This window comes from Citrobacter sp. C5_2, assembly GCF_014596845.2.
Classification (GTDB): Bacteria; Pseudomonadota; Gammaproteobacteria; order Enterobacterales; family Enterobacteriaceae; genus Citrobacter; species Citrobacter werkmanii.
Window position 1 is genome coordinate 1,714,050 of sequence record NZ_CP115032.1, and the last position, 23,143, is coordinate 1,737,192.

Consider the following 23,143-nt stretch of genomic DNA (forward strand, 5'->3'; position numbering starts at 1 on the left):
GACGCAACGCGTCTTATCCGGCCTGGCGATGCACGTGACGTGTAGGCCCGATAAGCGTAGCGCTATCGGGCAATATCTGGTTATTGCATACCGCGCGTTTGCAAAAACAGAATAGTGGCAGCAACGCGAGAGCGCACGTTGAGTTTGCGCAGCAGGTTGCGAATATGCACCTTCACCGTCTGTTCGGAAATATTCAGCACTGAAGCAATCTGTTTATTCGACAGCCCCTGAGCCAGTTCGTGTAATACATCCAGCTCGCGTTCGGTGAGAATGCTGAACGGATCTTCTTGTGCGCCGAACAGGTCGCGTTCGCGCAGATATTCACTGACGCGTGTACTGAACGCTTTACCGCCTTTGGCTCCGCTGCGAATGGCTTCCAGCAGGACTTCAGGATCGCTGTCTTTGAGCAAATAACCATCCACACCCGCGTCAATTAGGGCGTATACATCGCTGGCGGCATCCGAAACGGTCAGAATGATAATTTGTGCGGTCACACCGTCCCGACGCAGCGCATTCAGGGTATCCAGCCCACTCATACCTTTCATATTGAGATCCAACAGGATCACGTCAAGGTCCAGACGGTTTGCCAGATCGATCGCACTTGCGCCGTCACCTGCTTCAGCTACTACGTTAAATGCGGGATCCAGTTGCAATAATTGACTAATTCCCCGCCGCATCAGTGGGTGGTCATCGACAATCAGCACCCGAAAAGGCGTTGCTTCAGGCATACTATTCTCCTGAGTTTTATTAGTATCATTATTGTTTTCAGCGCATCAATCGTCCAGATTCATCGCGCTGATGAGAGGATAAATTTTACCCCAATTTGTGCATGGGTAAGTAGTAAAACCTGTGCTGAAGAGAGGGAGAATACATGGACAATGTGAGGTTCAAGAACGGTAAGACGCCGTGAGGGTGCTGGGGGGCGGGGGAAAATGGGATCAGGCTATGGCATAACTTTTCAGTGTCTGTAATCGGGCCGATCCTGCATACGGTTACGGTTCTGTCAGTAATGTATAGTTACAGCGCCTTATTGAGAACCAACGTTCACAAATGGTTATGGTGTAACAATCTGGAGCATTGAGGATCGACCCGTACGTCTTTACGCATCAGCCGTCGTTCTTCATCAGGAATGGGTACCCAGGTACAAAAACGTTACCCACGTTCTGATATTGTTGAGTTTAAAATTGATTGATGAAATAGAGGGCGCGTGATGCCCGTTTATTTATTGTTGCTGTTCTTTTTTTGCTGGTTTCATCCAGGCATCATTGTATTTAATATTCCCTCTAACATAATTCCATTTAATGTCACGGAATCTAAGACCTACTACCTCATGCATATTAGGAGATGAACTACCAGGATAGTAGACATGTGTAAAATCTACAGAGGATATAACGACATCCTCCAGAGTAATATTATAAATCTCTACTTCGATCCCTGCTTCTATAGTCTCATAATATTTAATGACTGCCTTTTGCAGTCTCTTCCCTTCACAAACAGCTACAGCCAGGTAAGGGCTGACTTTATCAAGTTGCTTATGCACAATTACGGGATCATGCTGCCTACAGCCTGTCATGCTGCCAGTGTTGCTATCAACAGGCTGTCTAACACCGTAACTACTATTCATGACTTCTATAGCACCTTCACGGCCTAAGGATAAACAATCTCCCGGAATCTGCATTCCGTTTTCATCATATAAAAACAAATAAGCTGGTAATGACATAATTAATACACCATATTTGTTAGCTGTCCATTATTATCAATAAAAAATTTATGTACATAGTCCTTGCCATTTAATCCATATGACACTGTATAGGAATAACCATAACTCCATTTAAAATCAATGCAATCACTCGGATATGAAAGTTGTAAGTCATATTCGGATTTTTCAATGTGATATCCCTTGCTCCGACTCGACTCGATTCGGTAGTAGTTCAATACATCTTTTTGATCAGTGCTAAAACAAAGATAATTGCCATTTATAAAAGTAACTCTTGGGTGTGGTGCAGGCATACCTCCGGGGCATCCAGATAGCATTAATACCAATGGCATTATTATTAATCTTTTCATCCAGGGAATCCTTTCATAACAGATTTATATATAGATAATATTGAATGAATAGAGTCATTAGAATTGAGGTTACGGTATTTAACCAGGGCGTAAGTATCTCTGTTAAGCCCAAATGCTTGTATCAACCAATAATCACTGGCTATTGATGCTTGCTGTTCTAATCCGTAATGAAGAAAGTCAGCCTTATCTAAACTGTAACTGTAATCAGCGAAACGAGAGAATAAACCTCTGGTTCTGACAAACATACCTTTCTGTGCTTGCCAGGCGTGAACCATCTCATGCATGAATCTGTGTTTTTTCTCTAGTATATCTAATGAAAAATCAGGTGAATACGTACCCTCTCTAAACCAAAGTTCACCGTTTGGTGTCATGGCAATATCTACGGGTTGTAAGTTGAAGGGGAGATAGCTTTCACGGTGTACCCACACCTTGCTATAGATAATACTCTCACCAAACAGCGTCCTGGCTAGTGCAATCTCTCCTATTGTAAGTAGCCTGACCCCTCCGGGGACTATGGGAGTTCCCGACGTGGGATTTATTGTTCCGTTTACGGACATAGTATATCCATATTATTTGTACTGTTTTATGCGCTAATCGTACTCCTACTCTAAAGCATTGGGAATGTTTCTTTCCGGGATAAATTCTGAATTCTTTAAAATTAAATTATTATAAATCATCTGTTTACTGAATAAGTTTCTTCTGTCTCCATGCTTTCTGGTTGTGTTAGTCAGGCAGAACGTCTTAACCGTTGTCAGGCCATGGGCATAGATCGCAATGTTTGCTATCAAGAGTATATGGCTAATCAGCGCAACTATCAGACCAACTATTCTATCGAAAGGGCTGGAGAGACTCAGGCGCAAGCTTATAAAGACGCGAGTCCTTATCATAAGAAGCAGAAAGTATCCAAATTAGGCAAGCTTTTTGGTTTGGATGATGATTGATAGTTTAATCATGAGAACAAAAATGGCGCGTGTCACCACGTGCCAGAAAGATCTATCAACCGGCACTATACTATGAACTGCGGTTTCTTCGCCCTTTCTCCCAGGAACCTCCATCCGCAGCTATTCGCGGGCGGCCAGGGGGCGGGTACAACATTTAATGGCTTTCTTCCCCAGTAATTCCCCGTTCAGAAAACAGGCATAAAAAAACCAACCACAAGGGTTGGTTTTATTGGGATTTTTGGTCGGCACGAGAGGATTTGAACCTCCGACCCCCGACACCCCATGACACCGACTATAAAACGCTGGAAGCCGCACCGTTGCTGGTGGTAGGTGCTAATCGCATGTATAAACAAACAGTGCTTTTTTGACAAAATCTGCTCTATATACATCAATGGGTTAGGTGGTGGTTTCTCCCCATGCTGTTTAGATGTTTTAGATTAAATTGAATATATTAGTTTTGTAATGATTGCAATGAATTATATTTGTAGGCCAGTCAGTTTTGTGAGTGAGATCGCGTTGTCGTGTCATAAAGATAAAAATAATCAGAGGGATGTAGTAATTTATTTCAAATTTCATTCTGTGCAATGCATCGATTGATAATTGAATAATTTATAGTTATATTGTCTTACATAAATCATCAAGTTGTCTTGATATTGAGTTTAATTATTGTTTTTATAATGCGAAAGATTTATTATTAATAATAAAGGTTCGAATATGAAAGAGATTGATTTTAACGAATGGATTGATACTAGCTTGCCTAAATTTAAACTTTTAGGTAAGCATATTGCTTTTATAATTGAGAATTTATTGCAGCAAAACAAAATTGATTATCTTTCAGTTGGTTATAGAACTAAGACTAAAGAAGGGATTCTTGAAAAGGTTGGTCGTAAAAAATATAAAAAACCTACTGAAGAACTTACTGATATTTCTGGAGTGAGGGTTATACTTTATCTTGAATCAGATATAGCTAAAGTGAGTGAGATTATAAAATCTACTTTCAATATCGATGAGAGTAATAGTATGAGCAATGAAAGTAGACTTTCATCAGATAAAATTGGATATAGGTCTGTACATTATGTATGTGACATAGGTGAAGACAGAACCCTTTTAAAAGAGTATGAGTATATTTCAGGTCTAACCTGTGAGATTCAAGTTAGGACAATGCTGCAGCATGCTTGGGCAGAATTAACACATGATAGAAATTATAAACTAGGTGCCAATTTACCACTGCAAATACAAAGAAAAATCAATCTTTTTTCAGGCATGCTTGAGATAGCAGATGAGGGATTTTCCGATATTGTAAAATCTATTGAAGAGTATAAGGATTCAATCAAAAATAATGATTTAACTCAGTTATTCACTCAAGAGATTAACTCTATAAATCTTTATAAATTTGTTCAAGAGATAACGAAAAAAATTGGATTTGAATTGGCTGAAGTAAAAGATTGGGGTGGAGAAACCACTAAAGAAATTATTGAGGAGCTAAAATATATCGGGTTGAAAGATTTTAAGTCTATTGCAGATGCCCTACCTACTAATTATGTTGAAGCATCAATGGAACATAACCCTGATAATAATATTTACGGCTTTTTGCGTGATATAATGATTGTCCATGATTTTGAAGCGTTAAGTAGAAAAGCAGATTTGAATTGGGCTATAGTTGCTGATGAAAGTGATGATTATGCAGAAGAAATGAGATTATTTTATGCTAACTTCATGCCTCAAGAGAAAGCAAACAAATTAATAAGTCTTTTCTCTGCTAACAATCAAAATAACTGAAGTATTAATTTATTTGCTTCTATGTTTGGCCATCCATTTCGGATGGCCTTTTAAATGTCATTTCTTGTTGGTTTAGTGAAAAACGTCAGCTTATGAAGTCGCGAAAATAAATTATGGAGATTATGTTCAGCAATTGGATTTAATTTCTCCATGCGGAACGACGACCCAATCGATATGGTTTTGCGTGTAGATCTTTGTTGATTTCGCATCGCTATGTGCCATTCGCCCTTGTGGATCGATACCCTGCTGATCGAAAAGATGCGCAGCCAGCGCTCTGATTTCGTGAAAGGTTGGTCTTTCGTCCATCGGTAGATGGTCGCATAAACCTAGCATGTCACGCGTAGCTGAAAACGACCGACTTAAATAATCCGGTGCAACTTGAGTAGGGTGTGAAACCTCTTTGCTGCGTTTAACCTGCCGTTCTGGGATTCTGTGAACGACAAACGGACTGGCAACATTATCTCGACTATCGTCAATTATCCGCTTCAACTCTTCCCCAATCGGGATTGCAACGTGAGATGCCTCTTTTTTTTGTACTTTCTGCCTGTGGATGTATAGCGTCCCATAAATACCGTTTTCTGGTTGTGCTAACCATAGACACCCGCAGATGCCGTCTTTAGGCTCTCTTATGGAGTAACGGATCCGTGAAACCTCCAATCGTGCGTGTGTTGTCTGCAATGCCAAATCCATCGCGGTCCGTAACCATGGTTCAGCTGCGCGCCTGATAGCTTTAAAGTTATCAAGTGAGAGGCGCTGGCGTTTCTTCTCTTCTGTCCTACGCATTTTTTTACGGGTTGCCGGGTTATCGAACATTAGCGATTCATCGACTGCATACGAGAATAGTTTTTTAAGAAAGCTGACTTTCCTGTTTTGTACGTTTGCTGATGCTTCGGCATGGTAGTGGTTTATATAGGCGTTCACATGCTCCAGTTCAATATCGCAAGCTGGCATGCTGATGAAGAATTCTTTCACCCTCAGAGCATCGTTGTTCCAATCGTCGAGTGTATTCTGTGAAGGGCGCTCATTCTCAATCGCCCGCTCCATAATATGATCTACGTGTTCAGCGAATGGTTTTGCTTCACCCGTTACCCCGCCAGATTCACGGACAAGTATTTCTACTGATGGTACATTTGCAGGCCTCATTCTGAGGTTGTATTCACGGGCTATAGCTATCGCTACAGCCCTGTCTTTACCGATATTCTTTTTTTTCCCAGTTATAAGCGTAAATTTATAAACGCCGCGATCTTTATCGAATATTAGATATTCGGGTAGATGGCGGTATTCTCTTTTTCTTGGCCTGGCTGCCATGGTTAGCCCTCACTGATAAGCTGGCGAACCGTATGATTAACCATTGAGTCGACCCCCCATTTTTCAGACTCGCAGACCCAAACAGATCCGTCTACGATTTTGCCTGTGAGAAGTCCGTTTTCAACCCAACGTTTAATGGTTCGATTATCCGGGATCGAGTCTTTGGTAAATTCGCGTTTACCCCACTGACTCGCCTTCATAAGTTTTGCCATGACAGATTCTCCATACAGCCCGGCTGCACCCGGGCTTACATATTTATAAATTATTGTTGGTGGGGCAGTAGACGTTGCCAAATTGCTGAAACGTATTTGGCCTGGTGGCGGGCATCGGCCAGTGCGTTATGTGCAACCCCATCGAATGGCATATCTCGCTTTGGATCGAAACCCACAACTCTGCCTAATGTGACGATGGTTCTGACGTCGTGATCGTTCCAAAATTGCCACGGGCAAACCTGGCTGGCGCGTTCATATGCGCCGCGCAATATAACGTTGTCGAAAGTAGCTCCATTGCCCCAAACTTTTAAATATTTTGGGTTATCAGAATGCCGATTAATGAAATGGCTCAGTTCAGATAGGGCAGATGATATCGGCATCGCATCATCAACACAGATTGCTGATCGTGCTTCTGAGCTTTGTCTTAACCACCACAGAATAGTGTCACCATCCGGCACCGCTCCCTGCTCCATAGCGCTTTCAAGATTAACAGCGGTGTAAAACTCCTGACCCAGTTCACCACTTTGCGGATCGAAGAACACGGCACCAATTGAGACGATAGGGGCATTCGGTTTTTTGCCCATGGATTCGAGGTCGATCATTAAATTGTTCACGTTAAATATTCTCCTGTTTTGGTGCTGCTTTAAGCATTGCGGCGCGGCAGGCGTTCCATCCCCTGACTTCAGCGATTGCAGCTACAGCGTCTATCGCATGCATTTTCGACGCTTCTGGCATCGGCTTTTCATCCGGCACTACTGGCGCTGGCTGCGGGGCGGCCCAGAGCTTATTGACGCCATCCGGCAGATTATTAAAATCAAACGTACTGCCCGGAATCCTGCCAGCCTGAATCCAGTCGTCTCCGTCAACCTCGATGAAAAATACTGGCTCTGCGTTCCTCGATGCCAGCACCTCATCAATCACATTTAACATATCAGCGAGAATGTAAGCTCTGTTCCCGCCGTTTGAGTACTGGGTATCATGCTGCAGGTGTTCACGTATTTGATGCAGGCGCTCGACTGATACAGGACCGTGAGCCGGGTGGTTTGTGCTTTTAGTCATTCCATGCCTCCAGCTCGTTCTGAATCTCTTCGTCGATTTCGTCATTGGTGGCGTTCTTATTGAGTGTGCGCCGGGCTTCTTTCAGATATGACTCACGGCGTTCATCGTACCAGGCTGAGAATTCAGGCGACCAACCGTACAGGTACCCGAAAAAAGCAACCCTGGCATTGTTCTCAGCCATACGCTCAACCATGCAATAAGCTGTAGTTAGTGCCGCTTCACGGATGTAACCGCGCAGGTCGCGCTTGCGCCAATACGGGCTATGTTTCGAGTCGCAGCGGCCTTTAAATTCGACGGTCCAGCGACGGATGCAACGTGCGTTCAGAGATTTACTCATTGTGCAGTTCCCTTTCTGGCTGTGTTTAATAGCTGGTTAAACATCATGGTTAAGCTGTTACTGCACCCAAACGGCATATCGTTAATACGGTATGTAGGAATACCATTGCGAATACCCGATTTAACGATCCGGCCAGTGGTATAGAGTTGCGATAACGAACCAGCGATCGAAGCTGTTTTTTTGTTTAAACCCTTAGCTATTTCAGCGCTGGTGGCGTTGGGGTGAGCCTGGAGATATTCAAATACGGTCATGGCGTTTTACCTTTACGTTCCTGTTCCAGTTGCACCAGAGACTCTTTTAATGCTGCGAACGTAGCTTCCAGTCTGGTGGCTACTTCGCGCATAAGCGGTGCATGCTTCGGTGGCAATTCAGCAACGGAGGCAAAAGCCTCCGCAACGAGTTCTTTTACCTTCATGCGGCGCATTGGCGCTGCTCCACCAGTTCGTTAAAGCGGTTCATGAACAGGCCATAGGCTTGTCCAGGACGGAGGGGGATAACCTGAACGAGATCAGAGCAAGGAATACCTTCGAGAATTTCCCACTTCGAACCGTCATCGATTTCCAGATCACGGCGCTCGGTAGCTAACATGGTTAGATCGGCATATTTCACGACGGCAGCTTGCTCAAGCTGGATACCGAATTTAAAGCGGATAAGACCATCAATATAAGTTTCCATGCGCTGGTAGTCAGGCAGCAAGGCTTTGAGCGGGGCCGGAATATCCTGGCAATATGCCTCAGCAGCGTCGTGCATCAGCGCTTCGAAGGCGAACGCTGGCGGCACAATCTGGCTTACAAGCACAGAGTGCTGGGCTACGCTGTAGAACTCTGGCAGATGCCCAGCGAATCGACAGATGTTGGAAAGAGCAGTCGCGATATCCTCAACATCGATATCGTCGATTGTGGCGGTCAGGTAGTTAAATTTTTTACCGGATAATGTCTGAATGTAGCTCATGGTTTTCTCCATATTGGCGCGCTGCACCGCGCAGATTTTGGTTGCACGAATCCCTCGCCGTGTGGCGATAATTAATGGAATTACGCTTCAATAAATCCCCGCGGCGCCGGGGATTTAATGCAGAGCAATTAGGCTTTAAAGTTACCGATGAAAGTTTCCACTGATTCACCTTCGAACTTGCTGATCAGCAAATCGCGAAATTCGTTGGCGATAGCTTCTTCCTGGGCTTCCAGTTGTACAATGCGCAGTACAAAACGAGGTTCATCACCTGTAAGCAGACTGTTGCGTAGGCTAAAGCGGCGTTCGCCTAAACCTTCATACGGCACACATTTGAACTCGAACGCTACAGGCATTACGTCTTTGCTGCTGGCTTCAATACTCTGCATAAGAGATTTTTTGCCGCTGAAATCGCTGTCTTCATGATCCTGCTGGGTTGCCTGCTGGATAGTGATACGACGAACGGCCTGAGCTGCCTGGGAAATCTGCATCGTATTGCCATCAGCATCAAACGCCAGCAGGTAATCGCTCCAGTCTTCCAGCCACTCGGCGATCTGTTTTTGTTTCAGACGCTCACCATTGATCTGGAGAAGAGCACGGAATGGTGCGGTCTGTTTTAGGGTGATAGATGCAATATTGTCCGCGTGACCGGGGTTATCAAGAGTACCAATGTTGAATACTGAACGAGCTGTCATGTGGTCAGCATCGATAAAGCAGCGTGCTTTTTCAGTGGTACTGGCATAGCCTTTCGAATAACGAACAAAATCTTCAATACTGGTAGTGGTCATGGCACCGCGGAAGCGGAAACGCTCCAGAGAAAAGCGCTCGAGGCTTTCAACGCCAGTACCCTCTGGTAGTAATGCGGTCGGGCAAGCCAGGCCATGAATATCATTCAGGTGGTAGCCAGAAAGGACCAGGTCTTTTACCTGCTTAAATGTACCGCTGTCTAACTGAGACATAGAAATTCCTTATTAACTGATGATCTAGGTGGTATCAGTGAATTTGTTGTTGCGGATCACTGAGCCGCTTTAAGCTTTCCATCCACCGCGCCGGTGATGCCGAATAGTTGCCCCTGATCCTCCTGCAGGATGGTGAGCTTCCCGCCTTTGTTGACCCACATTGGTGTTTCGGTGGTGTCTTCTTCGGAGACTTTGCCGCGTGGCGTTGGGGTGCTGTATTTCAGCTTGTGTTTGATCTTGACGCGTTTCTCTTCGACAGAGTTGCCCATGCGCTCAAAATCAAAGATGAGAGCTACTTGGCCTTTGTTACCGTTATTCAGAACGCCTAGCGCAGTGGTATTAAGCGCTCCTGCGATTTTGTTCATGAACACACCGGCATCCAGTTCGCTCAGGAAGTCGGGTACTACGGTCGTGCGGTCATTACTCATGGTTTTACCCTCGTTAAGGCGGCTGCCACCGCCGTGTTTTCTCCATACACAACAGAGAAGGGCACCTGCATTGGTCGGCGACTTGCAGAGACCGCTTTCTTTTTGCCCGGGTGGATTGGGTTATGAGCCCGTCGCCCGGTGATGCCCTTTTCTGTTGTGCCCTGAAAAAGGCTGGCGGTTACCGGACAAGTGGGAAAACACCGGGCCGCCAGAACAGGGAGTTACTTGTTATAGCTTTGGCCTGCTTTTAACCACATCAGGCGCGGTGGTAGATATCTTCGGGCGGGGTGCTAAGGGGGTGATTAGCCCTTGCCCTTAACACTCCTGCTGGTTTTGGTATTCCTGGCTTGGGTATCGCCACCAGCTATAGGAATTTGACTACGAGTTGCGGTTAATCAGACGCGTCTCTGTTACCCCTCCCGAAGACACCTGTCAGCGAATCATCCGGTTATTCATATGCCACCGGCGGCTACTTCGTGGGCGTTCTGCCTGTTCGCTGTTGATGAACAAAATCTAACTTAACTTAGCTTTCAGATCAAGAAAAAACACCAAACTATTCTTAGTCTGATGTTAAGAGGAAGGTTAGAGGTGGGTTAAAGCTCGTACTGAACGCCTTTGACAACGCCGATGATCAGGCAATTACCGTTAATCGAAATGTTTGGATAGCGTGGATTTAAGGGAACTAAGAACTTTTGAGGCCCATCGATGACAAGTTTTTTTACAGTAGCCTCGTTTGTCCCATCAAGCCTGGCTACGACTATCTTTCCATGAATTGGCTCTGCATCTGGATCTACTATGACTGTTGCCCCTTCAGGGATTGTTGGGAGGCCATTAGGGTTTGTCATCGAATCACCTTTAACCTCCAATGCAAAGGAGCTATCCCCTATCCGGAGTGATGTCTCTATCCACTTATCTACTTCGCTGAAAACTTCTGCTGCTTTACATTCTGTAAACTGTCCAGCCTGAACCCAGGATATCACCGGAATCCTTCGCATCTTGGTTATCAGATTGCCTTCAAATTCAGTGCCATAAAGTATGTAATCAATTGATGTGTTGAAATACTTCGCAAGTTTCGCAAGTGACTCGCCGCCTGGCACATTAACGTCTTTTTCCCAATACCCAACCGCCACATCACTAACACCGCAGAACTTACCCAGTTCTTTCTGCGAGGTTTTGGTTATGCGCCTGAGAGCTTTGATGCGCTGACCGACAGTTTCCATTTGAACACCATAAATAAATTAAAAGGCTAAGCAATCTTAGTTTTTATTGACCAAAGTTAGATTGGTTATTAATATCTAATCAAACTTAGCTAAGGAGGCGTTATGACAACCGATGATATTGAAAACTACTTTGGCAGTACTGAGAAGGTTGCCGAATTTTTTGGAATCACAAGCGAGGCTGTTTACCAGTGGCGTAATAGAACTGGTCGCCTTATCCCAAAAGGGCGTGCAGCTGAAGCAGCCTATCGGACCGGGGGGAAATTGGTTTTTCATCCCGACCTTTACGAAAAGCGTAGCGATGCTTCAGTAAAACTCAAACCACAGGAATAAGGGGGTAGCTGTGGGTAACGAACCTATTTGGAAAGTCGAACGTCAGCCAGCCTGGCTGGTGGCGGCGATAAAAAAAACGATCACCGATCTTCCTGGTGGTTATGCCGAGGCGGCGGAATGGTTGGGCGTGACAGAGAACGCATTGTTTAACCGCCTTCGTGTTGACGGCGACCAGATCTTCCCACTGGGCTGGGCAATGGTTTTACAACGTGCTGGTGGTTCAACTCATATCGCTGATGCCGTTGCGCGCCATTCTCAGGGCGTATTTGTACCACTGGCAGATGTTGATGATCTGGATAACGCCGACATAAATCAGCGCCTGATGGAGTCCATTGAATGGATAGGCCGTCATTCTAATTTTGTACGTAAAGCCACGGCTGATGGGTTAATTGACGCAGATGAGCGTGCTCAGATTGAGGAAAACAGCTATCAGGTTATCGCGAAGTTCCAGGAGCACGTAACGCTTCTTTATCGAGTTTTTTGTGTCGCTGAAAAGAGTGACGCCCGCGAGTGTGCAGCTCCGGGCGCCTTGGCGAACAACTCTTCGAGTATGGAGAAATAATCCGCATGAGCAGTTTAACGGCTTTTAACCGTCTACCGCAACTCAGGATGATCCCGGTTTCGGGTACTCCGTTGTTTCGGTATGAACGCAGATTATCAAACCGCTGGGTTCCGTGTAACCACAGTAGGGCGGTTTCAATTGTGGGGGTCTACAACCGGAGGGAAAAACGCTTGTGCGCGAACTTAACCGAAGGTTCAAAGACCACCGCGGAGTGCCAGTCCGTGTTATCCGCTGGGAGCCAGAAACACAGCGCGTTATCTATCTGCGTGATGGCTACCCGCACGAATGCTTCAGCCCACTTGAGCATTTCAGGCAAAAATTCAGGGAGATAACGGACGATCATGAGCACTAAATTAACCGGCTACGTATGGGATGGTTGCGCGGCGTCGGGCATGAAGTTGTCTAGTGTCGCGATCATGGCTCGCCTTGCTGATTTCAGCAGCGATGAGGGGGTGTGCTGGCCGTCCATTGAAACTATTGCTCGCCAGCTTGGCGCAGGGCCGAGCACTATCAGAACGGCAATCGCTAAGCTTGAAAAAGATGGCTGGCTCACGCGTACACAGCGCCGTAATGGTAACCGTAATGCTTCGAACGTGTACCGCCTGAATGTGACGAAACTTCAGGCTGCCGCATTTTCTCAACTGTCAGATTCTGACACGTCAAAATCTGACGCATCAAAATTTGACGCCTCAAAAACTGACCCGTCGAAATCTGGCAAAAACGGCGGTTTTGACCCGTCAGAATCTGGCGGGGATCCGTCAGTAAAATCAACACAAGATCCACAAGTAACTTCAAAACCCTCTTGTCCGGTTGCGGCGCAACCAGACCCTGAAGTTGTGATTACCGACCAGGCAATTTTTGTTCTGACCCATTTGAACCAGATCAGCGGATCCAGGTATCAGAAATCCAAAACATCCCTGGAGAACATCCGCGCCCGGCTGCGTGAGGGATACAGCGTTGCAGACCTGCAACTCGTTATCGACCTGAAGCATGAGCACTGGCACGAGAACGACGAGCAGTACCAGTACATGCGGCCGGAAACGCTGTTTGGCCCGAAAAAGTTCGAGAGCTATCTGCAAAGTGCTACCCGCTGGGATCAGAAGGGACGGCCTAAACGTGCTGAATGGGGTGCGAAAAAGCGCGATGTGATGGCTTTTGGTCCGGTTGATACAACGACCCCTGCGGGGTTCAGAGGATGACGTTAAATAAATATTGCCAGTCGCTGGCGGCACTACGTAGCCAACCAGCCCACGAATTGAAAGAAGTTGGCGATCAGTGGCGAACACCGGATCTGCTTTTTTGGGGGATCAACGCGCTATTTGGTCCATTAGTTTTGGACTTGTTTGCTGACGATGACAACGCGAAGTGCCCGGCATGGTACACCGCCGAAGATAATGCGCTGACACAGGACTGGTCTGAACGTCTTGCTGAACTGGGTGGCGCTGGTTATGGCAACCCACCATATAGCCGTTCGCAGTACCACGAGAAACAGGCGATCACCGGCATGACGCACATCATGAACTACGCAGCAACCCAGCGCGAAAAGGGTGGGCGTTATGTATTCCTGATAAAAGCTGCGCCGAGCGAAACGTGGTGGCCGGAAGATGCTGATCACATCGTATTCATCCGTGGGCGCATTGGGTTCGATCTGCCGGTGTGGTTTGTACCTGCTGACGAAAAACAGAAACCCACCAGCGCGTTTTTTGCCGGTGCTATAGCTGTCTTCGATAAGTCATGGCGTGGTGAGCGGTTCAGCTATATCAACCGCACAGAACTGGAGGCAAAAGGTGGGGCATTTATGGCGCTGGCTCAATTCGCTGTTGGTAAAGAGCAAACAATTGCAACGCTGACAGCCCAGGAACCAGTAATACCATTGGAAACTGAGTCACGAATCTGGCCTCTCGAGGTTGGCCTGGTGTTTAACCAGGTGGAAGGCGTTGACGTATTGAGCGAGGCTCAGCAGAACAAACTGAAAGCCAATATCAATCAACTCTGGCTGGAGCGGACTGCCACCAGCGAAATCATTACTGCTGCTTCTGAACTTGTTCGCAATATGCGGGGAGAGGCCGCGTGAAACTAGTCCTGCCTTTTCCTCCGAGCGTGAACACTTACTGGCGCGCCCCTAACAAGGGGCCGCTGGCCGGTCGTCACCTCATTAGCGCTGATGGTCGTAAATACCAGAGCGCTGCCTGCGTAGCGATCATTGAGCAATTACGACGTCTCCCGAAGCCATCGACTGAACTGGCAGCGGTAGAAATCACGCTGTACCCGCCGGATGCGCGCCGCCGGGATATCGATAATTACAACAAAGCCCTGTTTGACGCGCTGACACATGCGGGTGTCTGGGAAGACGACAGCCAGATTAAGCGCATGCTGGTGGAATGGGGACCCGTTGTGCCGAAAGGTCGGGTAGAGATAACGATCAGCAGATATGAACCGGCGGGTGCAGCCGCCTGATATGGAGAAAAGTATGAGCCAATTAGCAACAACAGCATTAACCATGTCCAGCAGCGATATTGCTGAGCTGGTGGAATCACGACATGACCATGTTAAACGGTCCATTGAACGCCTGGCAGAGCGCGGTGTTATTGAACTCCCCCCAATGGGGGAAGTTAAAAATCACCTCAATCAGTCGGTATCGGTTTATCTGATAGGGAAACGGGACAGTTATATCGTTGTCGCGCAGCTGTCGCCGGAGTTTACCGCGCGTCTGGTTGATCGCTGGCAGGAGCTTGAGCAGGCACAGCAGCAGACGATTCCTCAATCATTCTCTGAAGCCCTACGTCTTGCAGCTGACCTTGCAGAACAAAAACAGCAGTTGACTAACGAACTGGCTGCCGCGGCGCCGAAGGTAGCGTTTGTTGATCGGTACTGTACAGCCAGTGGGTCAATGTCATTCCGCCAGGTGGCAAAACTGCTTAAGGCCAAAGAGCCAGATCTGCGGTTATTCCTCCTTGAGAACGACATCATGTATCGCCTTGGCGGAACGATGACCCCACGGCATCAGCATATTGATGCGGGCCGTTTTGAAGTGAAAACCGGCACATCCGTAACCTCAAATCATGCATTCAGCCAGGCACGTTTCACGGCGAAAGGTGTGCGCTGGATTGGTGGACTGTGGGCAGAACACATTGCCAGGGGGCAGGTCGCGTGAGAGCTCTGCTTACCCCCGAGATCGCCCATCGTATGGGGATTGTGCTGTTCCGTCCCGGTGCGGAACTGATGCACCTCTTCATGCGTGGTCGCGTTCTGCTCGAGCCTGAACCAGAAGAAATGGCGTCATTAAGTACCGGGGCTGTTCCGGCAGCCATTCAGCCGCTGGCTGATGATCCGGTAATGCGTCAGGTCTTCGGTAATGAGAGGGTTATTCAGCGTGCCGGTGGGCTTCCTTCCCTTGAGCAATGGTTGAGTAATCGGTTTGAATGCCAGTGGCCACATTCAACGTGGCACGACAAGAACTTCACAACAATGCGGCACCCACCAGGAAGCATTCGCCTGTGCTGGCATTGCGATCACACTTTGTCGGGGCAGCATACCGAACAGCTTGCAGTTATAGCGGCCGGAAACCTGGTATCCTGGATTCTGGAAGTCATTCGGCGTGATTCTGGTTTTCCCGAGTCGCATATCCTGACGCTTCCGGAACTGTGCTGGTGGATGGTCAGAAACGACCTGGCTGATGTTATTCCGGAAAGCGTTGCGCACAAAGGGCTGCGCCTTCCGGATGAGAAGATCCGTTCTGTCATGAGGGAAAGCGACATAGTGCCTTCCTCGTCAGCAACCAGACTCGTGCAGGAGAAGGCGAAGAAGATCCTCACGCTCTCTGTTGATCCGGAGTCGCCAGAGTCTTTTATGCTCAGGCCAAAACGTCGCCGCTGGATAAATGAGACATACACCCGCTGGGTTAAAACACAATCCTGCGTATGTTGCAATAAACCAGCAGATGATCCCCACCACCTGATTGGTCACGGGCAGGGTGGAATGGGTACAAAAGCACACGACTTGTTTGTGATACCGCTGTGCAGAGCACATCACAACGAGTTGCATGCTGATCCCGTGGCATTTGAAGCTAAATACGATGACCAATTAGTGTTGGTTTTTCGGGTCATAGATCGAGCGCTGGCAATTGGCGTGCTGGCATAAATGGAGAAAGCTTAATGATTAATCCTTCTGAAGTTGGCAAGGCTGGTGAAATGGTTCGTCTTCGTACTCTGGAAAGCATCTGGATACAGGGTAAGTTGCGCATGTGGGGCCGCTGGTCTTATATCGGCGGTGGTAGTGGCGGGAATATGTTTAACCAGCTACTGGCATCAGGAAAAATCACCAAGACAGCTATCAATGATGCGCTGCGCCGTATGAAGAAATCAGGGATCACCAAACCTGAACTTGAAGCGTACCTTCGTGAAATCCTCAACAGCAAAAATAAAAGCGGCCTGGCGTTCTGTTCAGACGAAGAAGGGTTGTTAGTGGACGGTGTCATTGCTTCTGTACTGATGAATGATGACTACCGATCTCTCTATAGCGTGATTGTCGACCGCCATCGCCTACGCAAGAGCAAGCTGCAGATGGCCAATGAACTGCAGGCTAAACATCCTGACTGGCCGCTGATCACCTGTCGTCGACGCATTGACACTTGGCTAAGTCTTGCAGAATCGATCCTGTACGCTCCAGTTTGTGACGCATTCGGCACAAATAGCGACAGATTTAAGTTGCAGAGTGAGCAAGAAAGTGCTTAAATTGTGGTAGGCTCGGGACGTTAAAGCGAACTGAGCAACACAACATTAAGAGCCCGCCATTGAGCGGGTTTTTTGTTATGATTCCTCTGAAACTCAGGAGGCTTCATGACTTGGCAAAACGTACCGTACGCTTTCGAAAAAACTACTGGCGAGTTGACCTTGGTAATAGAAAAATTACCGCCAATTGAAATCAGTTCTTCCTTTCCTTTTGAAACACTCATTACTGCTCTTGCAGGCGTTATTGCCGCAGGAATAACTGGTTGGGTTGCATACAGGGCAATCAAAGAAAATTTTGCCTTAGCCACATTACAGGCTCACTTGAATACTAATAAAGAATTGGCGCAACAAATACGTTTTGCTGGCGCTGAGCATGTGACAGACGTAATTATGTTGGCCAGCACATTTGAGCAATGGCATCTGATCGGAAATAAGAATATGGATATATTGGCTAAGGGTGTTTTTCCTGAGGAAATTCAAGTTCCAATAAAGGCCGCTGAAATAAGTAAAAATAAATTACTTCTATTAATAAGGCCTGATGAGGAAGGTTGTAAGTTGATAACCCTGACGGCAGATCTTCAAAAAGCGCTAAAAGTATGTTTTACAAAAGGGTATTTTACTCCGGAAGAAAAAAAGTCATTTATTGATGCACAAAACGCCTTTATTTTTGGGTGTCATGAGTATATCAATCAAAGTTTATCTTAAAAAAACTATACCTTTCCAAGGCCGCCTTAATGCGGCCTTTTTTGTTTCCCCTCGTTCTGAGAGGACTCACAGCAATAAGAGGGGGCTTAATGTCCGATCCTGTTTCTGGCACTACGGTCGCGGCTGGTGGCTTGATGGGAGCCAGCGTATTTGGTCTTGCAACCGGTATTGATTATGGCGTGGTATTTGGCGCATTCGCTGGTGCAGTATTTTATGTAGCGACAGCGGCAAATATCACACGAGTACGATTGATTGCTTACTTCATGACATCATTCATTGTTGGCGTTCTTGCTGCTGGCCTGGTTGGTTCAAAGTTGTCACAGGCTACCGGGTATAGTGACAGGCCATTAGACGCACTTGGTGCTGTTGTAGTGGCGGCGATGACAATCAAAGTGCTCACATTTTTCAACAGTCAGGATTTGGGAAGCCTGTTCAGTATTCTTTCGCGATTCCGTGGAGGAGGGGCCAGCAATGGTAACAAGTGATCCGTCAGCGATGGTGAATGCAGGTATTTGTGCTGTCATCGTCCTTGTCCTGATGTTCTACCAGCGTGAAGGGGCAAGACATCGCCCCGCTATATCATTGCTGGCGTACTTTGTTGTGCTGGTTTATGCCAGCGTTCCATTCCGATATCTGTTTGGCCTCTACCATGAGTCACACTGGATGGTGGTCATCGTAAACCTTCTTATTTGCGCTGCCGTCTTATGGGCTCGTGGGAACGTGGCGCGTCTTGTTGATACGCTGAGGCATTAATGAACCAATCACAATTTCAACAGGCGGCTGGTGTAAGCGCCGGGTTAGCTTCGCGCTGGTTTCCGCACATTGACGCGGCAATGAAAGAGTTCGGCATTGTTAAGCCTGAAGACCAGGCAATGTTTATTGCTCAGTCAGGACATGAATCAGCGGGGTTCTCTGCGCTGGTGGAGAACTTCAACTACACCCCAGCCGCTCTGCTGACCATCTTTGGACGCCGCATTACGAACTATCAGGCATATATGCTTGGGCGTGACAAAGAAAAAGGGCAGGTAGCCAATCAGCCAGCCATTGCAAATCTGGTGTACAGCAATCGCCTCGGTAACAAAGCATCAGGCGATGGGTGGAAATATCGTGGCCGTGGCCTGATTCAGATTACCGGTCTTGATAATTACCGCCGCTGCGGAACGGGATTAAAACTGGATTTAGTCAGCAATCCTGAGTTGCTGGAAAAGGATATGAACGCAGCACGGTCAGCTGCATGGTTCTACGCCACCAGCGGATGCCTGAGTTATTCCGGCGATCTGGTTCGCATCACTCAGATCATCAATGGTGGGCAGAACGGTGTTAACGACCGTCGTGCACGCTACGCCAAAGCAAAAGCCGCACTGGTATGAGGTCGCTATGGGACTTGAAATGATTATCGGCCTGGCTGTTGCTGTACTGGCTGCAATTGCAGGTGCTTTTGGTCTGGGTAAATCACGCGGTACCAGTATCGCTGAAACAAAAGCAGACCAGCAGCGCACTGAAGAACGTGCAGCAGCTACTGAAGCGATAGCCGAACGCCGGGTAGAAACAACAAAAGGAGCCAGGGATGTACAGCAGACTGTTAATCATCTTACTGATGACGATGTTGACCGCGAGTTGCGCGAAAAATTTACCCGCAAAACCTGAAGTAACGGACACGGCCTGTGACTGGGTAAGTATCATCTACCTTACTGAGCACGATATTGCCGTGCTGGATAAACATACGAAGCGGGACATTTTGTCGCACAACAAAGCGTGGGAAACGAACTGCGGTAAACATTAATATCCGTTCCTCAACATAAAATAAATATTATTTGGTGGAACGGATGAGTTTGATTATTTATCAGGTGAACTATTAATAAACTATTGTTAATGAACACGTAGCCTGTCATTCAAACCAATAGCCTCACGTACATAATTAGATTGTCCCCAGATCTGATTTGCTAAAAATTCTTTGTTATTGAAGTTCAGATGAAGGTCTTGAGACAAAAATTCATCGGCATTTTCTTCTGCAGCCATAATAGCTATAATTAGAGCGAATATGTAACTTGTTGGGAAAATCCAGTTGCTACCAAACATTAACTTTGTTCCCTCAGTTATCTGGAGTCTTGGGTCTAACTCACCTTCATGAGCTATTGGACATCGCCCGTATAGATAGATTGCTTTCGGCACTGTCATGTCTCCAATATGTATATCCCTTAATATACCTCCATTGGTTGCTATATATGATAGTAAATCTTCATTCTCTTCAAGAAACTTGCAAATACGCACACCAACCTTTGCTCCTGGTCTTCTTTTTTTGGCTGTTTTATCAAGTGCCGGGAATAGTTGTACTAAGCAATTTTCATACTCTCTTTTATTAAAAGCATCAAATGCTGCATCTAATCTTCTTCCAACAGAACCTTGTTGCTGCATGATTAGCTCCGCAATAGGGATAAATAAAGGTTAATGAATATTATCTGATTTCTGTCTTAACTCTAACTCGAATCGCAAAAGTAATCAAAGAGAGTGTTTCAGCTGTGAGTCTGGGTAATCCGTTAACTCTTGGCGGTTTTTCCGTGCTACAGACTCACGTCTAAAAGGAAATCGTTATGAAGTTTCAGATCGCTAAGTTGTATCGCGGAGAGCGCTTCATGGGTTATGGAATTGCTGTGAATGGACAGCTTCTTGATAACCAGGTATCGACGATTATAGATACTCAGTGTAGAGAACTCCCCACAGTAACAGCGGTATTTAATCTTGATAAAAACCACGCTGAAAACCAAATCACCATTGATTTGCGTAATGGTGAACCATGCCAGCACTAATTCCTCGCGCCTGTCGCAAGAGAGGTTGTCCTGGCACGACTACGGATCGCTCTGGTTACTGTGAGCAGCACAGCAATGAAGGCTGGCAACAGCATCAACAGGGTAAGAGTCGGCATGAACGTGGTTACGGTAGCAAGTGGGACACCAAGCGCGCTCGCATTCTGAAGCGTGACAATCATCTGTGTCAGAACTGCCTGCGTACTGGTCGCGCTGTTGCGGCCACAACCGTTGACCATATCAAGGCTAAGGCACATGGGGGTACCGATGACGATTCGAACCTCGAAAGTCTGTGCTGGCCCTGCCACCGCTCGAAAACAGGGCGCGAACGCATCAAATGATAGTGATTATCATCAATAGGCGTAGAGGGGAGGGGGAGGTCAAATCCCTGTAGCCGGGAGCCCAAAGGACCGCCGCCTAGCCTTTCTTCACATCGCCGCAGGTTAGAAAACTTTTTTTGGGGTACCCCAGCCGATGATTAATAGGAGTTTTCGATTATGTCTGGACCGCCGAAAACCCCTACCCATCTGCGTTTGGTGAGGGGTAACCCATCCAAACGACCAATCAACAAAAACGAGCCGCAGCCACCTAAAGGGGTCCCCCCAGTTCCCAAGCATTTCGACAAGCAGGGGAAGTACTGGTTTAAGCGGATGGCCGAAGAACTTGATGCCATTGGCGTCATATCTCAGCTGGATGCCAGGGCTCTGGAATTGCTGGTAGAGGCATATACGGAATACCGCCATCATTGTGAAACGCTGGATCGGGAAGGTTATACCTATGCGGTATACAGCGATGATGATGCTGATGAAGGGAAAGAGCGTGAAATACGCATGATCAAGCCGCATCCGGCAGCCATGATGAAAGCTGATGCCTGGAAGCGACTTCGCGCGATGTTAGCGGAGTTTGGTATGACTCCTTCCAGCAGGTCTAAGGTCAGTAAAGACAAACCAGACGATGATGACCTGTTAAGTCAATTTCTTAATTCGAGGGACTGATGGCTAAAGTTTCTGATGGCATACGTTATGCCGAACGCGTCGTTGCCGGGGAAGTTATCGCCTGTGAATTTGTCCGTCTCGCGTGCCAGCGATTTCTTGATGATCTGAAGCACGGTGAAGAACGTGGCATCTATTTCAGCGAGCCCCGTGCACAACATATCCTCAATTTCTATAAATTCGTGCCCCATGTTAAAGGATCACTGGCAGGCCAGCCGATTGAGCTGATGGACTGGCATGTTTTCATTCTGATCAACATCTTCGGTTTTGTTATCCCCCTGGTAAATGAAGAAACAGGCGAAATTGTGCTGCGTAATGATGGCAGTGGCCGTCCTGTGATGGTTCGCAGGTTTCGCACGGCATATAACGAGGTAGCCCGTAAAAACGCCAAGTCAACATTATCCTCCGGCGTTGGTCTCTATATGGCTGGCGCCGATGGTGAGGGCGGGGCAGAGGTTTATTCCGCAGCGACAACGCGGGATCAGGCTCGCATCGTTTTTGAAGATGCGAAAAACATGGTTAAAAAAGCGAAACCCACACTGGGGCGACTGTTTGAGTTCAATAAACTGGCGATTTACCAGGAGCAGACAGCATCCAAGTTTGAGCCGCTTTCTTCTGATGCCAACAATCTGGATGGTCTCAATATCCATTGTGGCATCGTCGACGAACTTCATGCGCATAAAACCCGTGATGTCTGGGACGTTCTGGAAACTGCAACCGGCGCACGATTGCAGTCTCTCCTGTTTGGCATAACGACTGCCGGGTTTAACAAAGAAGGGATTTGTTACGAGCTGCGCGATTATGCCATTAAGGTGCTGCGTGGCTATAACAGCGAAGTGGAAGGCGCGGTTAAGGATGATACCTTTTTCGCCATTATCTTCACGCTGGATAAGGATGATGATCCGTTTGATGAAACGGTCTGGCAAAAGGCTAACCCCGGACTCGGTATCTGTAAGCGCTGGGATGACCTTCGCCGTCTGGCTAAGAAGGCCAAAGAACAGGTTTCCGCTAGGGTTAACTTTTTCACCAAACACATGAATATCTGGGTGACCGCTGAGTCAGCCTGGATGGACATGATTAAGTGGGAAAAATGTGAGTTCATAGCCCCCCGTCATGAACTGAAAACCTACCCGATGTGGGCTGGCGTGGATCTGGCCCACAAGATTGATATTTGCGCAGCAGTAAAACTCTGGCGGGCAGATAACGGTCATGCGCACGCAGACTTTAAATTCTGGTTACCCGAAGGACGACTGGAAAAATGTTCCGCTCAAATGGCGCAGATGTATCGCAAATGGGCTGAGCTTGGGAAGCTGGAACTGACCGATGGTGATGTTATCGATCATGTGCAGATTAAAGCTGATTTTCTGGAATGGATTAGTGGCGAAAACCTGAAGGAAACCGGATTTGACCCTTGGAGCGCGACGCAGTTTAGCCTGGCTCTGGCAGAAGAGGGTGTGCCGCTGGTGGAGGTTCCGCAGACGGTCAGAAACTTTTCTGAGTCAATGAAAGAGGTGGAGTCTCTGGTCTACGGCGGGCGTTTTCATCACAGTAATCATCCGGTTATGAACTGGATGATGTCTAATGTCACCGTCAAGCCTGACAAAAACGACAATATCTTTCCGAACAAATCCACACCCGAAGCAAAAATAGACGGTCCCGCTGCGCTATTTACTGCGATGAGCAGAATGCTGGTTAACGGTGGTGGTGAAGCTGATTTCCTGTCCACACTCGACCCTGACGAAGATCTTTTAATTCTATGAAA

General features: G+C 47.2%; 36 protein-coding genes. 20 read left to right on the plus strand and 16 right to left on the minus strand.

Annotation, left to right across the window (positions count from 1 at the left end):
• Nucleotides 1-80 precede the first annotated feature (80 nt).
• The 4 genes from narP to ICA20_RS08210 form a co-directional block, all read right to left on the minus strand.
• Nucleotides 81-728 carry a nitrate/nitrite response regulator protein NarP gene (gene narP / locus ICA20_RS08195; protein WP_038642169.1) on the minus strand — a complete coding sequence of 216 codons (648 nt, stop codon included), beginning with the start codon at nt 726-728 and terminating at the stop codon, nt 81-83.
• A 494-nt stretch (nt 729-1,222) separates the two neighbouring features.
• On the minus strand, nt 1,223-1,720 hold the full coding sequence (locus ICA20_RS08200; protein ID WP_038642167.1) for a type VI secretion system tube protein Hcp: 498 nt from the start codon (nt 1,718-1,720) through the stop codon (nt 1,223-1,225).
• Between the two features lie 2 nt (nt 1,721-1,722).
• Nucleotides 1,723-2,067 carry a putative T6SS immunity periplasmic lipoprotein gene (locus tag ICA20_RS08205; protein WP_071888157.1) on the minus strand — a complete coding sequence of 115 codons (345 nt, stop codon included), beginning with the start codon at nt 2,065-2,067 and terminating at the stop codon, nt 1,723-1,725.
• Nucleotides 2,064-2,624: a hypothetical protein gene (locus tag ICA20_RS08210; RefSeq protein WP_051594530.1), complete on the minus strand. Its 561-nt coding sequence runs from the start codon at nt 2,622-2,624 to the stop codon at nt 2,064-2,066. Before ICA20_RS08210 ends, ICA20_RS08205 begins: the two co-directional genes overlap by 4 nt.
• Before the next feature lie 1,098 nt (nt 2,625-3,722).
• On the opposite strand from ICA20_RS08210, the gene ICA20_RS08215 reads away from it, so the two are divergent.
• On the plus strand, nt 3,723-4,787 hold the full coding sequence (locus ICA20_RS08215) for a RelA/SpoT domain-containing protein (RefSeq protein WP_051594529.1): 1,065 nt from the start codon (nt 3,723-3,725) through the stop codon (nt 4,785-4,787).
• 126 nt (nt 4,788-4,913) lie between these two features.
• Here ICA20_RS08215 and ICA20_RS08220 read toward each other — a convergent pair whose 3' ends face one another.
• The 11 genes from ICA20_RS08220 to ICA20_RS08270 form a co-directional block, all read right to left on the minus strand.
• On the minus strand, nt 4,914-6,095 hold the full coding sequence (locus ICA20_RS08220; protein WP_038642163.1) for a phage integrase Arm DNA-binding domain-containing protein: 1,182 nt from the start codon (nt 6,093-6,095) through the stop codon (nt 4,914-4,916).
• Between the two features lie 2 nt (nt 6,096-6,097).
• Entirely contained in the window at nt 6,098-6,307 is a 210-nt protein-coding gene (locus tag ICA20_RS08225; RefSeq protein ID WP_001096408.1) for a hypothetical protein, read from the minus strand.
• A 50-nt stretch (nt 6,308-6,357) separates the two neighbouring features.
• A complete protein-coding gene (locus tag ICA20_RS08230) occupies nt 6,358-6,921 on the minus strand; it encodes a 3'-5' exonuclease (protein WP_038642160.1) in 564 nt (187 codons plus the stop codon).
• A 1-nt stretch (nt 6,922) separates the two neighbouring features.
• Complete coding sequence (locus ICA20_RS08235) at nt 6,923-7,366, minus strand: hypothetical protein (RefSeq protein ID WP_038642158.1); 444 nt, start codon at nt 7,364-7,366, stop codon at nt 6,923-6,925.
• Nucleotides 7,359-7,703 carry a hypothetical protein gene (locus ICA20_RS08240; RefSeq protein ID WP_038642156.1) on the minus strand — a complete coding sequence of 115 codons (345 nt, stop codon included), beginning with the start codon at nt 7,701-7,703 and terminating at the stop codon, nt 7,359-7,361. Before ICA20_RS08240 ends, ICA20_RS08235 begins: the two co-directional genes overlap by 8 nt.
• Complete coding sequence (locus tag ICA20_RS08245; RefSeq protein ID WP_038642154.1) at nt 7,700-7,954, minus strand: hypothetical protein; 255 nt, start codon at nt 7,952-7,954, stop codon at nt 7,700-7,702. Before ICA20_RS08245 ends, ICA20_RS08240 begins: the two co-directional genes overlap by 4 nt.
• A complete protein-coding gene (locus ICA20_RS08250) occupies nt 7,951-8,127 on the minus strand; it encodes a hypothetical protein (protein ID WP_001253787.1) in 177 nt (58 codons plus the stop codon). Before ICA20_RS08250 ends, ICA20_RS08245 begins: the two co-directional genes overlap by 4 nt.
• On the minus strand, nt 8,115-8,654 hold the full coding sequence (locus ICA20_RS08255) for a hypothetical protein (protein ID WP_038642152.1): 540 nt from the start codon (nt 8,652-8,654) through the stop codon (nt 8,115-8,117). Before ICA20_RS08255 ends, ICA20_RS08250 begins: the two co-directional genes overlap by 13 nt.
• A 128-nt stretch (nt 8,655-8,782) precedes the next feature.
• A complete protein-coding gene (locus ICA20_RS08260) occupies nt 8,783-9,610 on the minus strand; it encodes a DUF2303 family protein (protein WP_038642150.1) in 828 nt (275 codons plus the stop codon).
• 56 nt (nt 9,611-9,666) lie between these two features.
• On the minus strand, nt 9,667-10,038 hold the full coding sequence (locus ICA20_RS08265; RefSeq protein WP_038642148.1) for a hypothetical protein: 372 nt from the start codon (nt 10,036-10,038) through the stop codon (nt 9,667-9,669).
• Between the two features lie 593 nt (nt 10,039-10,631).
• Nucleotides 10,632-11,258, minus strand: coding sequence for a LexA family transcriptional regulator (locus tag ICA20_RS08270; RefSeq protein ID WP_003826139.1), 627 nt, complete (start codon nt 11,256-11,258; stop codon nt 10,632-10,634).
• 102 nt (nt 11,259-11,360) lie between these two features.
• Between ICA20_RS08270 and ICA20_RS08275 the strand changes: the two genes are divergently transcribed.
• The 15 genes from ICA20_RS08275 to ICA20_RS08345 all read left to right on the plus strand — a co-directional run bounded on the left by ICA20_RS08275 (nt 11,361) and on the right by ICA20_RS08345 (nt 19,368).
• A complete protein-coding gene (locus ICA20_RS08275) occupies nt 11,361-11,588 on the plus strand; it encodes a Cro/CI family transcriptional regulator (protein ID WP_003826141.1) in 228 nt (75 codons plus the stop codon).
• A gap of 10 nt (nt 11,589-11,598) precedes the next feature.
• The gene (locus ICA20_RS08280; RefSeq protein ID WP_038642145.1) at nt 11,599-12,150 is read left to right on the plus strand and encodes a YmfL family putative regulatory protein; all 552 of its coding nucleotides are present in this window, start codon (nt 11,599-11,601) and stop codon (nt 12,148-12,150) included.
• A 172-nt stretch (nt 12,151-12,322) separates the two neighbouring features.
• Nucleotides 12,323-12,502 carry a DUF4222 domain-containing protein gene (locus ICA20_RS08285; protein ID WP_003034732.1) on the plus strand — a complete coding sequence of 60 codons (180 nt, stop codon included), beginning with the start codon at nt 12,323-12,325 and terminating at the stop codon, nt 12,500-12,502.
• Nucleotides 12,492-13,349: a conserved phage C-terminal domain-containing protein gene (locus ICA20_RS08290; protein WP_038642141.1), complete on the plus strand. Its 858-nt coding sequence runs from the start codon at nt 12,492-12,494 to the stop codon at nt 13,347-13,349. Before ICA20_RS08285 ends, ICA20_RS08290 begins: the two co-directional genes overlap by 11 nt.
• A complete protein-coding gene (locus ICA20_RS08295) occupies nt 13,346-14,224 on the plus strand; it encodes a phage N-6-adenine-methyltransferase (RefSeq protein WP_038642139.1) in 879 nt (292 codons plus the stop codon). Before ICA20_RS08290 ends, ICA20_RS08295 begins: the two co-directional genes overlap by 4 nt.
• Nucleotides 14,221-14,607: a RusA family crossover junction endodeoxyribonuclease gene (locus ICA20_RS08300; RefSeq protein WP_003034741.1), complete on the plus strand. Its 387-nt coding sequence runs from the start codon at nt 14,221-14,223 to the stop codon at nt 14,605-14,607. The genes ICA20_RS08295 and ICA20_RS08300 overlap by 4 nt, the downstream gene beginning before the upstream one ends.
• A 13-nt stretch (nt 14,608-14,620) precedes the next feature.
• Entirely contained in the window at nt 14,621-15,304 is a 684-nt protein-coding gene (locus ICA20_RS08305) for a phage regulatory protein/antirepressor Ant (RefSeq protein ID WP_001704138.1), read from the plus strand.
• Complete coding sequence (locus ICA20_RS08310) at nt 15,301-16,290, plus strand: DUF968 domain-containing protein (RefSeq protein ID WP_038642135.1); 990 nt, start codon at nt 15,301-15,303, stop codon at nt 16,288-16,290. The genes ICA20_RS08305 and ICA20_RS08310 overlap by 4 nt, the downstream gene beginning before the upstream one ends.
• Before the next feature lie 14 nt (nt 16,291-16,304).
• Nucleotides 16,305-16,883 carry a DUF1133 family protein gene (locus tag ICA20_RS08315; RefSeq protein WP_038642133.1) on the plus strand — a complete coding sequence of 193 codons (579 nt, stop codon included), beginning with the start codon at nt 16,305-16,307 and terminating at the stop codon, nt 16,881-16,883.
• A 105-nt stretch (nt 16,884-16,988) separates the two neighbouring features.
• On the plus strand, nt 16,989-17,585 hold the full coding sequence (locus ICA20_RS08320; RefSeq protein WP_038642131.1) for a hypothetical protein: 597 nt from the start codon (nt 16,989-16,991) through the stop codon (nt 17,583-17,585).
• A gap of 89 nt (nt 17,586-17,674) precedes the next feature.
• The gene (locus ICA20_RS08325; RefSeq protein ID WP_008323296.1) at nt 17,675-18,070 is read left to right on the plus strand and encodes a phage holin family protein; all 396 of its coding nucleotides are present in this window, start codon (nt 17,675-17,677) and stop codon (nt 18,068-18,070) included.
• On the plus strand, nt 18,057-18,338 hold the full coding sequence (locus ICA20_RS08330; RefSeq protein ID WP_038642127.1) for a phage holin family protein: 282 nt from the start codon (nt 18,057-18,059) through the stop codon (nt 18,336-18,338). The genes ICA20_RS08325 and ICA20_RS08330 overlap by 14 nt, the downstream gene beginning before the upstream one ends.
• Complete coding sequence (locus ICA20_RS08335) at nt 18,338-18,955, plus strand: glycoside hydrolase family 19 protein (RefSeq protein WP_038642125.1); 618 nt, start codon at nt 18,338-18,340, stop codon at nt 18,953-18,955. The genes ICA20_RS08330 and ICA20_RS08335 overlap by 1 nt, the downstream gene beginning before the upstream one ends.
• A 7-nt stretch (nt 18,956-18,962) precedes the next feature.
• Nucleotides 18,963-19,232 carry a hypothetical protein gene (locus tag ICA20_RS08340; protein WP_038642123.1) on the plus strand — a complete coding sequence of 90 codons (270 nt, stop codon included), beginning with the start codon at nt 18,963-18,965 and terminating at the stop codon, nt 19,230-19,232.
• Nucleotides 19,189-19,368 carry a hypothetical protein gene (locus ICA20_RS08345; protein WP_038642121.1) on the plus strand — a complete coding sequence of 60 codons (180 nt, stop codon included), beginning with the start codon at nt 19,189-19,191 and terminating at the stop codon, nt 19,366-19,368. The genes ICA20_RS08340 and ICA20_RS08345 overlap by 44 nt, the downstream gene beginning before the upstream one ends.
• 86 nt (nt 19,369-19,454) lie before the next feature.
• On the opposite strand, the gene ICA20_RS08350 is transcribed toward ICA20_RS08345, so the two are convergent.
• Nucleotides 19,455-20,000 carry a hypothetical protein gene (locus ICA20_RS08350; protein WP_051594528.1) on the minus strand — a complete coding sequence of 182 codons (546 nt, stop codon included), beginning with the start codon at nt 19,998-20,000 and terminating at the stop codon, nt 19,455-19,457.
• Nucleotides 20,001-20,176: 176 nt separating this feature from the next.
• On the opposite strand from ICA20_RS08350, the gene ICA20_RS08355 reads away from it, so the two are divergent.
• The 4 genes from ICA20_RS08355 (at nt 20,177) to ICA20_RS08370 (ending at nt 23,141) form a co-directional block, all read left to right on the plus strand.
• Complete coding sequence (locus ICA20_RS08355; protein WP_038642119.1) at nt 20,177-20,392, plus strand: hypothetical protein; 216 nt, start codon at nt 20,177-20,179, stop codon at nt 20,390-20,392.
• Nucleotides 20,380-20,730, plus strand: a complete 351-nt coding sequence (locus tag ICA20_RS08360; RefSeq protein ID WP_038642116.1) for an HNH endonuclease signature motif containing protein — start codon at nt 20,380-20,382, stop codon at nt 20,728-20,730. The genes ICA20_RS08355 and ICA20_RS08360 overlap by 13 nt, the downstream gene beginning before the upstream one ends.
• 156 nt (nt 20,731-20,886) lie before the next feature.
• Nucleotides 20,887-21,384, plus strand: coding sequence for a phage terminase small subunit P27 family (locus ICA20_RS08365; RefSeq protein WP_003841734.1), 498 nt, complete (start codon nt 20,887-20,889; stop codon nt 21,382-21,384).
• Complete coding sequence (locus tag ICA20_RS08370; protein WP_038642113.1) at nt 21,384-23,141, plus strand: terminase TerL endonuclease subunit; 1,758 nt, start codon at nt 21,384-21,386, stop codon at nt 23,139-23,141. Before ICA20_RS08365 ends, ICA20_RS08370 begins: the two co-directional genes overlap by 1 nt.
• The last annotated feature ends 2 nt before the right edge of the window (nt 23,142-23,143 follow it).